Here is a 13,977-nt window from a genome sequence, read left to right as displayed (position 1 = left end):
CCAGTTCCTTGGAACCGGAACACCTCTGGCTATGCATCAATGGCAAAGTTTGTCAAACGGTTTATGCTGGTCTCATGGCAACGATGAACGTATCCCTTCCCGACGGGCTCAAGGAGTTCGTCGAAACCCAGGTGGGCGAACGTGGCTACGGCACCAGCAGTGAGTTCGTCCGAGATTTGATTCGACGCGAGCAGGCACGCACGCAATTGCGTGCCTTGCTGGTGGAGGGCATGGGGTCCGGGCCGGGGTCGGAGATGGATGAGGCGTACTTCCAACGGATGCGTGAACGGATCCAACTCTCTGGACCGGCGTGAGCGCGCGCCAGGTCGTCACCACGCGGCGGGCCGATGAGGACATCACCGCAGCCGTTGAGTACTACCTCGGCCAAGGAGCTGCCACCGCAGCCTTGGCCTTTGTCGATGCACTGGAAGACGCCAAGGTCCTCATCGGTGAGCATCCGCAACTGGGCTCCATGCGGCTGGGGGCCGAGGTGGACATCCCCGAGATCCGCACCCTGGCCCTGCGCCGGTTCCCCTACCTGGCCTTCTATACCGACGACGTCGATGCGGTTCGTGTCCACCGGGTGCTGCACACCGCCCGGGACATCCCCTCCGAGCTCCTCGACGTCTGAACGCCCTCCGGCGGCTGCCACCAGTGCTTGTCGGGCGGGTGTATGTGAAGCGCTCTGGGTTTCGTTGCGTGGTCAGAGCGATATTCCCGACAGCGGGCCTGTAAGCCTGACTATGTAAAGTGAAAGTCCAGCGTGGCCATGGAACCTGATCTTCTCCCCAGCGGTGATGTTGCAGTAAGCCCGACGACGTCCCGGTGAACGGCTCTCCGTCGGAAGCCTCGTAGCCGTTGACCTTCGCACGCTGGTGTCCTCGTGGCGGGGAACAGGTGACGCGACAGCCCAAGTCTTGCGGGTGGACGCCTTCAACACGGTCGGGCGCTGACGCACACTGGCCGGACAGCTCAAGCTCTCAGGGACGGTTGAGCGGGATTGATGGCTTTGAGACGCGCTCGGATGGGTAGCTCAGTGAGACGGAGGACGGCGTTCAGACTCCGTCTTCGCGGGGCAATATCGCAGGATGTTGCGGACTGTCGTAGCCGATTGGTCGTCAGCGTCGCGACCATTGTCCGGTGTTATCGATTCTCCGCTGCTATCGCTCGTGAACCGTGGTATTCAGTGGCCCCCACCGCTATCTACAGATCCAGTTGCCAGCGAGGTAAGGAACCTCGGTTGGTCCGTTCGCGACAACGCGGGCGATGCTTCGTCGCGGACCGTCGGATCGGACTTATCCCATAGCAGGTTCAGGCTCCCGATAGGATCACGGACGTGGACACTCGCTGGCTGGAGGCCTTCATCGCCGTGGCTGAAGAGCTTCACTTCGGGCGTGCCGCTTCCAGGCTGCATATGGCCCATTCGCCATTGAGTCAGATGATCCGCAAGCTCGAGCGGGAGATCGGCTCGGACCTTTTCGACCGCAACACCCGATCCGTGTGCATGACCAGCGCTGGATTAGCGTTCCTTCCCTTCGCCCGGGAAAGCCTCGAACGGCTGTCTTCGGGCAGGAAGGCCACCACGGCGGCGGCCGACGTGGTCGTCGGTCGGGTCCGTATCGGTTATTCAGGAGTGTTGAACCACGTCCTGTTGCCGCCATTGACGCGCGGAGTCCACCAAGAGTTGCCCGGTGTCGAACTCGAGCTCATTGGCCGGGTCCTAACGGATGATGCCCTAGTCCAGCTGCGCCACGGGGCCCTGGACCTTGCCTGCGTGGGTTTGCCCATCGCAGCCAGCGCCATGAACACGCGGTTGCTGTACCAAGAGCACCTCGGCGCGGTCCTGCCGGCTGACCACCGACTGGCAGCGGCGGGCACCATCGACGTCACCGACCTCGCCGACGAACCCTTCGTCACCACGTCAACGTCTGGCGGATCGGCCTTGGAGGCCACGCTGATGCAGCAATGCTCTGACGCCGGATTCCGTCCACGCGTGGTGCAGGAGACGTCTGATCCCTACGTCGTGTTGCAGCTCGTGGCTGGCGGCGTCGGTATCACGCTAGCGCCGGAGACCATCGCGCCGATGCTGCCGCCCGGCGCCGTGTACCGCTCCTTGCTGAACCCAACCGTCACCTTGGATCACGGCTTGGCGTGGTCCCTTGGGCCGGGGACACCAGCTCTCCACGCCGTGCTGGACCTCGTTGAGAGGGTTATGGCACATACCTCACGGTGATGAGGATTGTGCTGACCGTGTACATAATCAATCCCGAATTTTGTTCTACACTTATACAGTTTGCATCCCTACGCTTATGTGAGGTCGATCACCGGATGTGGTGGTCCATAGACATAAGAAAGGGGCCATCTTGAGCGCTTCAGTCAGCGATGCCCGCCGTTCTGCGGACGATGCCTCCCTCGCGGGTACCGAGACCGTGGCCGCGCATACCCGTTCCCTCACCGACCCGCGAAACGCGCGTCGGGCGGCCCTGTCGGGATTCTTGGGCAGCACCTTGGAGTACTACGACTTCTTCATCTACGGTTCGGCCGCCGCGCTGGTCTTCAGTTCGGTGTTCTTCGCTGATGACAACGCGACTTCGGTGCTGCTGTCCATCTCCACCCTTGGAGTCGCCTACGTGGCCCGCCCGCTCGGAGCTGTGCTTTGGGGCCACCTCGGGGACACCTTCGGCCGCCGCAACACCCTGATCGCGTGCCTGCTGACCATGGGCGTCTCCACCCTGCTGATCGGCTGCCTGCCCACCTATGAACAGGTCGGTATGCTCGCCCCGATCCTGCTGGTGCTGTTGCGCCTTCTGCAGGGCCTGTCCGCCGGCGGCGAGTCCCCCGGGGCCGCATCGCTGTCCATGGAGCACGCCCCGGAAGGCCGGCGCGGCTTCTTCGCCTCGTTCACCATGTCCGGAATTATGTTCGGCATCGTGCTAGCCACCCTCGTGTTCATCCCGGTGGCAGCCATGGACGATGAGGCGTTGATGTCTTGGGGCTGGCGCGTCCCGTTCTGGATCTCCATTGTCCTGACCGTCCTCGCCTTCGTCATCCGCCGCACCCTGGAAGAGCCAGAGGTCTTCGAGGAGGTCAAGGATGCTGACGAAGTCGTCAAGGTCCCCATCGTGGAACTGTTCCGCAACCACTGGACTTCAGTGGTGCGCGTGATGTTCGCCGCCACGTTCGCCATGATGAACACCGTGGTCAATGTCTTCGGTCTGGCCTATGCGGTGGAGTACAACGGCATCGAGCGCACTACTATGCTGCTGGCCATCGCGGCGGGTAACTTCGCGGCCGTCCTCACCCAGCCCTTCTACGGGTGGCTCGCGGACCGAATCGGCCGCAAACCCGTCTTCATCGGCGGCGCACTCGGCGCAGGCGTAATGATGTTCGTGTTCTTCAACGCGATCGGCACCGGGAACGTCGCCATGGTCTTCGTCTCCGCGGTCATCCTGTTCGGCGTCTTCTACGCGGCCCCGAACGGCTCATACATGGCCAGCTTCCCGGAGCAGTTCCCGGCCCGGGTGCGCTACTCCGGCATGGCGATCGGCCTCATGCTGGGCCTGTTGGTCTCCGGTTTTGCCCCTGCCCTGGCCCAGTGGATGACCAGCGGCGATTCCGCCAACTGGGGCCCCGTTGCCTGGATGTGTTGCGGTTTCGCGGTGCTCTCGGCCGTGGCCTTCGCCACCGGCCCGGAGACGTACAAGGTTCCTCTGCCGTTCCTTGGACTGAAGAAGCGCGAACTAGCCGATCTCCAGGCCAAGGGCATCTACTGAAATTCCCCGACCCGCAGGAGGGGTAGGGGTTCCCATCCGAGGAGCAGGGGCCGGCCGGGTACGTCCCGGTCGGCCCCTGCGGCCTCCATCCATCACTACTCTGGAGGGTTCCACGACCATGCCTGAACAAGCCCCGAGACGGGCCCTGATTACCGGCGGTGCCAGTGGCATCGGCGCCGCGACGGCCGAGCGGCTCCGCGCGGACGGACTGGTAGTTCTCACCGCCGACCTGGCCCCGGGAGCCGACTTCCGCGTAGACGTTAGCAGCGAGGACTCCGTGAGGCAGCTCGCCCGGGAATGCGGCCCGGTCGATGTCTTGGTCAATTGCGCCGGGACCGTGGGCCCCGGAGCGGACGTCGTGGACACCGACGTCGCGGCCTGGCGCCGGACCTTCGCCGTCAACGTGGACGGGACGTTCCTGATGTGCCGAGCATTCGTACCATCGATGGCCGAACGGGGCTGGGGCCGCATCGTGAACCTCTCCAGCATCGCCGCCAAGGACGGCAACCCGCGCCAGGCCGCCTACTCGGCATCGAAAGCGGCGGTGATCGCCCTGACGAAATCATTGGGCAAGGAGCTCGCCACTACCGGAGTACTCGTCAACGTCGTCGCCCCGGCGGCGGTGAAGACGCCCATGAACGCGGAGACTGCACCGGAAATCCTCGCGCGCTCTCAGGAGATGACGCCTATGAACCGGTTCGGCACCGCCGTCGAGATCGCAGAGCTCATTGCCTGGCTCAGTTCCGAGAAGGTGTCCTTCTCCACCGGAGCGGTCTACGACGCCTCCGGGGGGCGCGCCACTTACTGAGCTGCCCAGTAGCCTCAGAACCTGATCGGACGCCCCGTCCGGGAGGATTCATAGACGGCCAGCAGGATGCGCAGCGACTTGGTGGCCTCCTCGCCGGTGACGGCGGGATCCGCGCCGGTGCGCACCGCGTCCACGAAGTCGGCCACCTGGACCCGGTGCCAGGGGAGCAGCGCTCCGTTAATGGTGGCCAGGTCGGCGTTGGGCGCCAGCGACGACGGCCAAGTCTCCGAGGCGCCAACGCTGTCACCGGTGGCCCAGATGTCCACGCGGCCGTCGGTGCCCTCCGGGAACTCCGTCAGCTGGGCCGTGGCACCGCTGGAGCCCGTGACCCTGATCTGCACTCCAAGGGAGGGGGTCACCGCGGTGGATGCCTGCAGGGTGGCGATCGCCCCGGACGCGAACCGCAGGGTGGCCACCGCGGAGTCCTCCACCTCGATGTGCTCGCCGTGGACGTATGTCGCAGTGTGGCCGTGGACCTCCACCACGTCTCCCATGAACCACTGCAGCAGGTCGATGTAGTGGATGCCCTGGGTCATCAGCACCCCGCCACCGTCGCTGGCCCAGGTGCCGCGCCAGGGGGTGGCGGAGTAGTACTCGGATTCGCGGTGCAGCATGACCGAGCAGTGGCCCAGGATCGGGGTGCCGATCGTGCCGTCGTCGATTGCCGCACGGATCCGTTGGGCGGCGGGCCAGAAACGGCGCTGGAACAGCACGCCGAAGGTCACGCCGGCCTCCCGGCAGGTGGTCACCATGCGCTCGGCGGCGGCGAGGTCGATCGCGATCGGCTTCTCGCACAACACGTGCACGCCGGCAGCGGCAGCCTCGGCGACCACAGCCTCGTGGGTGGGATGCGGGGTGCAGACGGACACAACATCGAGCCCTCGCCCGTCCACGCCCCGCCAGGCCAGCATGTCCGTCACCGAGCCGAACGCGTGGTCGATCTCGTTCGCGATGGCCAGCTGCTGCGCACGCTCGGCATCGATGTCACATAAGGCCACCACCTCCACGTCATGCAGCGCCCGGTAGGCCTCCAGGTGGTTGCGAAAAATCGCGCCGCCGCCGGCGATGCCTACGCGCAAAAGCCCGGTGGCCCCCGGGACGGGATGGGTGGCCTCGGGGGCGGTGGTCGTCGTCATTGATCATGCTCCTCGTGCTTGTGATGGTGGACGTGGGACGCCACCGTGCCGGGAAAATCGGCACGGTGGCAGCCGCGGGCACTGCATTCGGCGGGGTGGCGCCGGCTCTACTGCTTACCGAGCAGTTCGGGGTGCTCCTGGAACGCGCTCCGGGCCCGGGCCGGGCCGAGCTCGGCGGTGGGCACTTTATACGTCTCCCGGGCGGTGGCAATCGCGAGGCAGGAGATTCCCACGGCTAGGGTGACGAACACGGCGACCGGGATCCAGCCCAGGGCTCCCGGCTGGGCGAGGACGGCGGCGATGGTGGGGGCGAAACCAGTGAGGATCAGGCCGATCTGATTGCCCATGGCCATTCCGGTGTAGCGCACCGGGGCGGCGAACATCTCGGGGAAGAACGCCGGCCAGACGCCGTTCCAGCAGGAGTAGAAAATGGACTGGTTAATAAAGGCGAACACGAAGATCAAAATCAGGTCCTGCTCACCGATGGCCCAGAAGAAGCCCCAGATGGAAGCCACGCAGCCGACGGCGCCGATGAACAGGGTGGCCTTGCGACCGATCCGGTCCGCCATCCGGGCGGCCAGCGGGATGCTGACCATGGACAGGCCAACAGTGATGACGTTGATAGTGAGCATCGCAGTTCGGTCAATGCCATGGACGTTGACGGCATACTGCAGTCCATACACGGTCACGATCGTCTGGATGACCGAGAAGAGCGTGATGAACACGATGCGCACGACGTCCTGCCACTGCGTCCTCAGGACCAGCAGGGCGGGCACGTCGGTGCTTGTGCGGTCGATGGCCGCCTCGGCGAGGTATTCACGATGGGCACCGGGCTCGCCGCTGGTTACCATGCCCTCGACCTGCTCCTCGAAGACGGGCGTCTCCTCGAGCTTGGTGCGCACCCAGTAGGCGACGACCAGAACGACCACGGAGACCAGGAAGGGCACCCGCCACCCCCAGCTGGTGAACTGGTCATCGGGCAGCAGGGCGATGGGGATGAAGACCAGGTTGGATAGCACCATGCCGGAGGCGTAGCCCATCATCACGGAGCTGGAGAACTCGGCCCGACGGCGTTGGGGTGCATGCTCCAGCGTCATCGTGGCGGCGCCGGCGGCCTCGGCCCCAGCGGAGAAACCCTGGGCCAGGCGGCACAGCAGCAGCAAAGCAGTGGCCCAGACTCCCACCGCGTCGTAAGTCGGTAGCAGGCCGATGGCCGTCGAGGCCACACCCATGATGACCAACGTGATCATCAACGCGGTGCGACGCCCGATCCGGTCCCCGACGTGCCCCATGACCAGCCCACCGATCGGCCGGGCCAGGTAACCGGCGCCGAACGTCGCCATCGCGGCCACCGTCGCGACCACGGGGTCACCCTCGGGGAAGAACAGGCGGTTGAAGATCAGCGCCGCGGCCGTTCCGTAGATGAAGAAGTCGTAGTACTCCAAGGTGGAACCGAGCCACGAGGCCAGGGCGGCCTTACGCGCCTGTGGCGTAGCCTTGCGCGCGTCCAGCGCGTGAGTGCCGGCCACGTCTCCGGTCGCCGGGAGGGTGGGATCAGCCATGGCCGTCTCCTTGGATGTCTAGGGATTCCAGATGCCCGTGGTTCACTGCCAGTCCGGAACTTTCGGCCTCAGTGTGATGAGCGTTACGAATCATCGTGAGCCACGCGGTGCACGTCTCGCGCCCCGAATCCCATTGAATGAAATCCGCGCGATGTGCTCTGGCGTCAGCTCAGCTCGGTTGCCCACCAGTCCTCGGGCCATTCTCATGGCGTCCGGATCGGTTGGCTCAGAAGGCGTCTGGCTCCGCAAACTTGCCCTGTGATCCCATCTGCCGGGACAGCCCCCGCGCGGCGGCCAGCAGCACGGGCACCTGCACCTTGAGGTCGATCTGGTCCACGGCCGAGACGATCGAGATGGCTCCGAGGACCCGGCCTCCGGGGCCGAGCACGGGTGCAGCAGTCCCGGAGGAGCCTGGGACCAGGACCCCTCGCATATGCACGTAACCGTCCATCCGCGCCTGGGCAAGCCGACGGCGCAAGCCTTCCTCGGTGAGCCCCGAATTACGGGTGACCGGATCCCAGGGTTCGCTGAGGAACCGTTCCTGCATGTGGCGCGGGGAAAACGCCAGGATGGCCAGGCCAGGAGCGGTCGAGAGAACGGGCAGCCGACCGGCGACCTTGGTCAGGTCTGTCGGTACGTCCTGGCTGATGAGCCGCTCCAGGTAGATGATGGTGCGGTCCTCGGGGTCCAAGATGGCCAGGCTGGTGTTCTGGCGCTGGGTGACGTGCACGGCCTCCATGAAAGGCAGCGCCTGCTGACCGAACTCCTGGTAAGACGAGCTGCGCTGGGCCAGCTCCCATAGCACCAGTCCGATGCGGAACTTCCCCTGCGGTGTGCGCCGTAGCAGTCCATGGGTGGTCATGTCCCCCGCCAACCGGTGGGCGGTGGAAAGGGACAAGTCCGCTCGGGCAGCCACCTCGGTGGCCGTCAGTTCCGCATGATCCATGTCGAAGGCGTTCAGGATCCTCACCAGCCGCTCGACCACGGACTCCCCGGAACGCGAGTTCGCCATGATCCCACCATAGTCCGATCGACCCAGCGACATTCACCGGCGCCCGCCCGGTCTGCTCAACCGGCAGACGCCAAGTCGCGGCCCGCGGGGATGGTGTCCGCGGCCGGGGGCTGGACTGGACCAGTCCCGCTGACGATGTGAGTGCCCACCGCAAAGGCGCGGGTAATGGCCGAGCCGATCGTGGCCCCGCCGCCAGGATACGCATCCCTGAATACGGTGGCTGAGCAGTTCCCCGCTGCGTAGAGTCCTCCGAGCGGCTCATCCCGCCAGTCCAGAACCTGACCATCCAGGTCCGTGCGCAATCCACCGGCCGTCCCAAGGGCCCCCGGATGCAACTGCACCGCGTAGAACGGGGCGGTCTCTACCGGGGCCAGGCACGGGTTGGGGGTGTTCGCCGGGTCGCCGAGGTGACGGTCCTGGTCGGTGGCCCCGCGACCGAAGTCGGGATCCTCACCGGTGCGGGCATGCTCGTTGAACCGCCGGAGGGTGTCGACCAGGCCGTTTGGGTCCACGCCGATCCGGTCCGCCAGCCCCGTGACGGTGTCGGCCTGCACCATCCAGGCGGGGGCGTCGGCAGGGCTGGAGAACACCGGGTGTCCGGCCACCGGGTACTTCGCGGCGTACCGGGAGTCCACCACCAGATACGCCGGGATGTTGGCGAAGTCGCCCGAAACCGGATCGACGTTCCCGAACACCCGCGAGAAGTCGTGGTAGTTCAGGGCCTCATTGACGAACCGCCGGCCGGCTCGGTTGACCACGACGCTGCCGGGCAGCGTGGCCTCGACGTTGCCCATCCTGCCGCTGGGCCGGCCGCCGTACTCGGCGCCGTGGGCGGTGAGCACCGGTACACCCCAGATGTCCTGGGTCTCGGCGATCGATGCCCCAGCGGCCAAGCCCAGCCTGAGTCCGTCGCCCTCGTTGGACGGCGCCGAGATGGGCACGATCGGAAAGCGCAGTAGCGTGCCGGTCAGTTGCGGGGACCATTCGAAGCCGCCCGAGGCGATGACGAGGGATCGGGTGCGCACCGTCACCTCATCGCCCACGGTCAGCATCCAGCGGTCGCCCTGGGGCGGCAGATCGGCACCGTCCTCTGCCAGGGAGCCGGCTCCGCCGTGAACGATCCGTTCCAGTCCCGTGGCCGGGGAGGGCGCGGAGATCACGACGCCGGCCTCCCAGGCCGAGGCGATCAGTGCACCGGCCAGCGCCCCGCCCATGGTGCGGATCCCGCGCTGGGCGCGGGCCGCGAGCAGCGCCGGGTCCGGGGCGCCGCCGTGCAGCCGGTCGCGTTCGTCCATGGTGATCCGCGGCAGATAGGTCGGCGGGCGCAGGGCCTGGGCCAGGCCGGGGACTATGGAGGGGTCGAATTCCTGGTGGTCCAGTCCACGACCGCCCGGAGTGGCCCCGGGCCATTCCATGTGATAATCCGGGCGGGCCAGCGGGGCGTACTCCACACGGGTGTAGTCGTCGAGGAAGCGGATCGCCGCGGCGGAGGTCTTCAGGTACCAGGCGATCTCGTGGTCGCTGAGGCGTCCGCGGGTGGCGGCCCGGAGGTAGGCCGCTGCGTCCCGGGCCGTGTCGGTGAAGCCTCGGCTGGGCATGAGGTGGTTGTTCGGCGCCCACATCACGCCGCCGCCGGCGGCGGTGGTGCCTCCGAGCTGTTTGTCCTTCTCCACTATCAGTACCGACTGCCCGGCGTGGGCGGCCACGAGGGCGGCCGTGATCCCGGCGCAACCGGAGCCGATGACCACCACGTCATAACGGTCCGCCAGGTGATGTGCTGGAGTCAGGAGGGTGCGGGTCCGGGGATCCGTCATGCTACTGCTCCTTCGTTGTGGTGGGTGGAGGCTGCGAGAGCGCCTGCGGAGGCAGCTGATCCGGTGGCACCGGCGGCGACGGCGGCGCCTGACCTGTCGTCTGGGGCGTCGGGGAAGTCGATGGCGGCCTTGCCGACCCCGGCGTCCGGGTCGGCAAGTGCGGCGAAGGCCCGGTCGAGCTCATGGAAGCCGAAGCGGTGGGTGATCATCGGGGCGATGACCTGCTGGTATCGGTCCAGCAGATCCAGGGCTTGGCCGATGAGGTTCTGAGAGTTGCGCGAGCCCAGGAGGTCGAGCTCCTTGACCGGCACGGTCCGCAAGGTCAGGCGCAACTCCGCGTCGGAGATCCCCACGCACACCACCCGACCGGCGGTAGCGACCAGGTCCACTCCGGTGGCTACCGAGGCCGGAGCGCCGGTGGCGTCGATGACCAAGGAGGGGCCGTTGCCGTTCGTGAGCGTGGCCAGCCCGGCCTGCTGGGCCGCCGTCGGGAAATTCCCGGGGCTCACCTCCAGGGCGCGATCCGCCCCCATGCCCAGCGCCAGGGCCAACCGGGTTGGATTGACGTCCGCCACGGTGACGTCACAGCCCAGGTCCTTGAGGTAGACCGTGGCGAGCAGGCCGATGGGGCCGGCTCCCGAGACGAGGACCTTCTCTCCGGCCTGCGCCCGACCGCGCTGCACGGCTTGCATCGCGATGGAGATCGGCTCGGACAACGGGGCCAGGCCCAGGTCGACACGGTCCGGGACGCGGTACAGCTTCTCGAGCGGCACGGCCTGCGCGGTGACAAGCGATCCGTCCTCATAGCAGCCATACACGCTCATATGGCGACAAGCGTTGACCCGTCCAACGGAACAGGCATAGCAGGTACCGCAGTAGGACATCGGGCTGATGGCCACCCGGTCCCCGACTCGCCACACGCCGCCCTTGTCCGCGGGGTCCAGCGCCTGGATGGTGCCGGCTGCCTCGTGGCCCTGGATAATGGGCAACTCGGTGGCGTAGTCATCGTCCCAGATGTGCAGGTCGGTGCCACAGAGCGTGACGGCGTGCATGGCGATGACCGCGGTGCCCGGTGCCGGTGTTGGATCGGCAACGTCCCGGTACTCGATGACGCGGCGGGAGGTGGTGACGGCTTGCTGCATGGTGATGGTCTTCCTGATTTTCGGGAGGGGACGGGTCAGGCGGCCTGGGCCGGGTGGCCCTCGGTGCCCGCGGCACCAACCACGCCGAAGGCGAGGTTCCACTGGCGAACCAGACGCTCGGCAATGAAACCCCCGACCTGGAAGGGATCCCCGTCCATCAGCGCTTCCACGTCCGCCACCGAGTCACCGGTGATGACCAGCAGGGCACCCAGCGGGTCGCACTCCGTGAGGCGACCCGAGGCCAGCAGCCGACCCTGCTCGTGCAGGCTGGCCAGGAAGTCCACATGGGCGGAACGGGCCCGCGTCATCGGTTCGGTCTCAGGAACATAGGCGTAGGTAACGGCGTAGAGGGCCATGAGAAACGTCCTTTCGAGGCTCCCGGGTTCTTGAGGGCCCGAGGGTGAAGTGGGTCACCGCCATGATGGTCGGTCGCGCGCACGCCCAGCAGGGCACTTCCCATTCAATGGGCACCGACGGACACGTCCGGTGGGTCCCAGCACGGCAGCAGCGATCCCGGAGGGCTCGGGAGCCGGCACGGCCGCACATGCACGTAGCGGTGTGCCGTCGGGCTTGAGGGAGGCGCCGGCGCCGCGTAGTTCCTACGCGCTCAGGTCGGCGGCTGTGGTCTCATCCACATCCGGTTCGGCCAGTGAACACTCTTGAACGGCGCAGGATGCGGGATACCCGATGGACGGCGTATTCACCGGACGCGGAGATCGCCCTCCTCGGCAATACCACCGTGCGCGTTCTTCACCGCAGCACCTCTCCCGCCCCGGCCGAGCAGGATTATCCGGAGGTTTCCGGCGGAGGCGAGGACGAGAGCCATGATCGTCAGCGCCCCGCCAGTCACGGTCTGCCAGCCGACGAGCACTCCCGGGGTGGGCCACAGGCTGTCCATCACCAGCGCTCCGCTGACCTGTCCGGCCACCAGGCCGAGCGTGTAGAGCAGTGACCCGATGGTCTGGGTCAGCAGCGCCCCGCCGATCACGACCAGCGACCCCGGCAGCCCTCCCGTGTAGTACCACCAATCCCCCGGGCCCAGTGGCAGCCGGACCAGACCCCCGGCCGCTATGGCCGGCCAGGCCACGATCACCAGCGCCAGGGTGCCGGTCAGGTAGTTAAAGAGCACCAGCGGTTCCGGACGTCCCACGGCGGCACTCACTACGCCGTTCATGGCCATCTGAGCCGGCTGGACCAGTCCGCCGGTGAACACGATCAGCAACGGCACGATCAGGCCCAACAGGCCGGTCGTCCCGGCATCGTCCGACACCCACCCGGAACCGCCGTCGACGCGGCCGCCGGCGTCAAAGCGGACCGACAGCGCGAGAAGGACTCCTGCACAGGCAACGAGTATGCCCAGCAACCGGGCCGCTCCGAGCCGCGTCCGGCCTGCCGGGACCCAGCCCGCTGAATCTAGGACCGCTGAGGCGACCATCTGCCCGCCGATGAACACCAGGGAGAAGACGGCGACCCCGATGAGGTCTACCGAGGCGCCCTGGCCAAACACCGCATAGGCACCCAACAAGCCGCTAAACATGAACACCGCTGGGTACCGACCCTTGAGGCCTCCGGACACCATGCGGGCGACCCCTTGACGATTGGCCCGGGTGGCCACGTTGACCCCGATCATCAGGGCCAGGCCGGACCCGAAGGTCACGGCCGCGGCCAGCGCCGCGTCACCCAGCTCGAGCTTCAGGGCGCCCGTCACCCGGGCTTGGATTGCGATCGCCCATCCTCCGGCCAGCGCCAGGATCAGCGAGGCGGACCTTCCCACGCGGGTCTCCTTCGGTATCTATGACAGCTGATGGATGTCGGCGGCGGTTCTGGCGCCGGCTCGCCTGGCCGGCAAGCGCAGGGCACCCCATCCTGCCCCCTCACCCGTGCTGGGCGCTGCCTCCACCGTGCCTGCCGGTCCCCGAAGGCCAGAATCAGTCTGCTGGGCGGCCACCATCTCCAGGAAGTGGCGGCGCATGCGGTCGGCGTCGGCCGGGCGCCCGGTCACCAGCCGGAAGGCGTCCACGGCCTGGCCCACCGCCATGGTGCCGCCGTCCACCACGTCGCAGCCCCGGGCCCGCGCGGTGACGATCAGCTCGGTGTCCACCGGCAGGTAGACCACGTCCGAGACCCACATCCCCGGCCGCAGCCACTCCGCCGCCACCGGCATCCCGGGGTGCAGGTGCATGCCCACGGGCGTGCAGTGCGCGAAGCCGGTGGCCCCCGCCAGCGCATCCTGCAGCTCGCCGTGGGACCGGGAGGTCACCCGCTGGCCCGGGAACTGCGCCTGCAGGTCACCGGCCCGGGCGGCGGCCCGGTCGGTGTCGAGGTCGATCAGCACCAGCTCTGCGGCTCCGGCACGCAGCAGGGCGTAGGCCACGGCCGAGCCGGCACCGCCGACGCCGAGCTGCACCACCGCGGCCAGGTCGGCCTCCGGCAGCGTGGCCCGCAGGCCGGTGATGTACCCGGAGAAGTCCGTGTTGTAGCCCACCGAGCGCCCATCGGAGAAGACGACGGTGTTCACGGCCCCGAGGTTGCGGGCGTCCTCGTCCACCTCGTCCAGGTGGGCCATGATCGTCTGCTTGAACGGGTGGGTGACGTTGAACGCGTTGAAGCCCAGCCGGCGGCCGTACTCCAGCAGCCTCGGCGCCTCCCGCTGCGCCTGGTCCCCGGTGTACCCGAGGGCGGCGACGTCCACGTGCCGGTAGAGGTAGTGCAGTCCCTGTTCGCGTCCCT

13 protein-coding genes are annotated in these 13,977 nt (G+C 67.2%); 5 read left to right on the top strand and 8 right to left on the bottom strand.

Annotated elements, in window-relative coordinates; genetic code table 11:
• The 5 genes from PLJ28_RS13130 to PLJ28_RS13110 all read left to right on the top strand — a co-directional run.
• Positions 1–314, top strand: a 314-nt coding sequence (locus PLJ28_RS13130; RefSeq protein ID WP_324590219.1) for a ribbon-helix-helix domain-containing protein, incomplete at its 5' end; no start/stop codon positions are given.
• Positions 311–631, top strand: a complete 321-nt coding sequence (locus PLJ28_RS13125) for a type II toxin-antitoxin system RelE/ParE family toxin (protein ID WP_183528815.1) — start codon at positions 311–313, stop codon at positions 629–631. The genes PLJ28_RS13130 and PLJ28_RS13125, both read left to right, overlap by 4 nt.
• 705 nt (positions 632–1,336) lie before the next feature.
• A complete protein-coding gene (locus PLJ28_RS13120; RefSeq protein ID WP_183528817.1) occupies positions 1,337–2,233 on the top strand; it encodes a LysR family transcriptional regulator in 897 nt (298 codons plus the stop codon).
• Between the two features lie 262 nt (positions 2,234–2,495).
• Positions 2,496–3,773 carry an MFS transporter gene (locus tag PLJ28_RS13115; RefSeq protein ID WP_255459685.1) on the top strand — a complete coding sequence of 426 codons (1,278 nt, stop codon included), beginning with the start codon at positions 2,496–2,498 and terminating at the stop codon, positions 3,771–3,773.
• Positions 3,774–3,891: 118 nt separating this feature from the next.
• Positions 3,892–4,581, top strand: a complete 690-nt coding sequence (locus PLJ28_RS13110; RefSeq protein WP_183528819.1) for an SDR family NAD(P)-dependent oxidoreductase — start codon at positions 3,892–3,894, stop codon at positions 4,579–4,581.
• 14 nt (positions 4,582–4,595) lie between these two features.
• Here the strand turns inward: PLJ28_RS13110 and PLJ28_RS13105 are convergent, their stop codons facing one another.
• From PLJ28_RS13105 to PLJ28_RS13070, 8 genes are all read right to left on the bottom strand, one after another.
• On the bottom strand, positions 4,596–5,717 hold the full coding sequence (locus tag PLJ28_RS13105) for a Gfo/Idh/MocA family protein (protein ID WP_183528821.1): 1,122 nt from the start codon (positions 5,715–5,717) through the stop codon (positions 4,596–4,598).
• Positions 5,718–5,824: 107 nt separating this feature from the next.
• Positions 5,825–7,279, bottom strand: coding sequence for an MFS transporter (locus tag PLJ28_RS13100; protein WP_183528823.1), 1,455 nt, complete (start codon positions 7,277–7,279; stop codon positions 5,825–5,827).
• A gap of 226 nt (positions 7,280–7,505) precedes the next feature.
• Positions 7,506–8,264, bottom strand: coding sequence for an IclR family transcriptional regulator (locus PLJ28_RS13095; RefSeq protein ID WP_183528825.1), 759 nt, complete (start codon positions 8,262–8,264; stop codon positions 7,506–7,508).
• Between the two features lie 83 nt (positions 8,265–8,347).
• Complete coding sequence (locus PLJ28_RS13090) at positions 8,348–10,105, bottom strand: FAD-dependent oxidoreductase (RefSeq protein WP_183528827.1); 1,758 nt, start codon at positions 10,103–10,105, stop codon at positions 8,348–8,350.
• Entirely contained in the window at positions 10,102–11,247 is a 1,146-nt protein-coding gene (locus PLJ28_RS13085) for an alcohol dehydrogenase catalytic domain-containing protein (protein WP_183528829.1), read from the bottom strand. Before PLJ28_RS13085 ends, PLJ28_RS13090 begins: the two co-directional genes overlap by 4 nt.
• 35 nt (positions 11,248–11,282) lie before the next feature.
• On the bottom strand, positions 11,283–11,603 hold the full coding sequence (locus PLJ28_RS13080) for a YciI family protein (protein WP_183528831.1): 321 nt from the start codon (positions 11,601–11,603) through the stop codon (positions 11,283–11,285).
• Between the two features lie 344 nt (positions 11,604–11,947).
• Positions 11,948–13,021, bottom strand: coding sequence for a DMT family transporter (locus tag PLJ28_RS13075; protein WP_298045401.1), 1,074 nt, complete (start codon positions 13,019–13,021; stop codon positions 11,948–11,950).
• Positions 13,022–13,039: 18 nt separating this feature from the next.
• The coding region (locus tag PLJ28_RS13070) for a shikimate dehydrogenase (RefSeq protein ID WP_324590218.1) at positions 13,040–13,977 on the bottom strand (938 nt) is incomplete at its 5' end.

Origin of the sequence: Citricoccus sp. (assembly GCF_035445025.1) — a bacterium.
Classification (GTDB): Bacteria; Actinomycetota; Actinomycetes; order Actinomycetales; family Micrococcaceae; genus Citricoccus.
Note: the sequence above shows the minus strand (reverse complement) of the source record. Positions and strands in the feature narration are given on the sequence as shown.